Here is a 1122-nt window from a genome sequence, read left to right as displayed (position 1 = left end):
CCTAGAATCGAATCGGTGCGTAAAATTGTAAGTACCGGCGTCGGCCGGCTTGAGTTCATCCGACCGATGATGCCCACCTTGGTAGCGAAGCCGCCCCAAGGCGATGACTGGATGCACGAAGCCAAATTCGACGGCTACCGCTCCCAGATCATAATCTACGCCGACGGTGCGCGGATCTTCACCCGCCGCGGCCTAGACTGGACCTCCAAATACCGCGACCTGGTCGAGGCAGCCAAAGGTCTCAACGTGGAGAATGCCATCATCGACGGCGAAGTCGTCGTCTTGAATAAGGCTGGCCTTTCGGATTTTGCCGCGCTGCGCAAGGCAATCACCAGACGCCAGCACGACCTCTATTTCGTCGCGTTCGATCTGCTGCATCTCAACGGCCACGACTTGCGCGACATGGTACTTGAGGATCGGCGGGAAATCCTGGTCGGCCTTATAGGGTCTGACAGCCGCATCCAGTTCAGTGAGACGATGCCGGGCGAGGCCAACGCAATCTACCATCTGATCGATGCGGCTGGCCTGGAGGGGATGGTATCCAAGCGTCGAAACAGCAAATATCGCAGCGGCCCGACCACCAATTGGCTGAAGACAAAATCCTTCACCGAAGGCGAGTTTGAGATTCTCGGAGTTGAACGCGAGAGGGGCAAGCCCGCGTTTGCTCTGATGGCTGAGCCAGGCACCCGGAAATATGTCGGCAGTGCTTTCGTCAGCGTCAATCGCGAGATGCGCGAGCGGTTGTGGAAGCGCGTGCAGGAACATGCCGGCGAGGCGCCCAAGGACATCCCAAAGCGGCCGGCAACACAGTGGGTCAAGCCAGGCTTCAAGGCCCGTGTGAAACACCTCAGGGGCGAGGAGGAGTTGCGCCATGCTTCGCTGCAGGACTTCTGGGACGAGGAGTAGGGCCAAGCGTTTGAAGTGACGTCACTGTTTTCGCTCATTTAACAAATGAGTATGGACTCTGATCCGGACAGGCTTATGAATTTGACGCCGTGGTGTCAGCGCACATCGTGCTCCTGCCCATCAAAGGAGGGTGAGGACATGAGAAAGCCTCTAGCACTCATTTTCGAGGACGAGCCGATGATCGTCGTTGACATCGAGGCGTCACTTAAACAGGCT

Annotated in this window: 1 protein-coding gene; it reads left to right on the top strand. The window is 57.5% G+C overall.

Annotated elements, in window-relative coordinates; translation table 11 throughout:
- Positions 1-66 precede the first annotated feature (66 nt).
- Positions 67-906, top strand: a complete 840-nt coding sequence (locus AC0L3H_RS32910) for an ATP-dependent DNA ligase (protein ID WP_473588240.1) — start codon at positions 67-69, stop codon at positions 904-906.
- The last annotated feature ends 216 nt before the right edge of the window (positions 907-1122 follow it).

The sequence above is a fragment of the Mesorhizobium sp. WSM4816 genome (assembly GCF_055811535.1).
Note: the sequence above shows the minus strand (reverse complement) of the source record. Positions and strands in the feature narration are given on the sequence as shown.

What these genes read in the sequence shown, in the direction of transcription:
- AC0L3H_RS32910 (WP_473588240.1), top strand. Translation starts at nt 67, where the DNA reads ATGATGCCCACCTTGGTAGCGAAGCCGCCCCAAGGCGATGACTGGATG.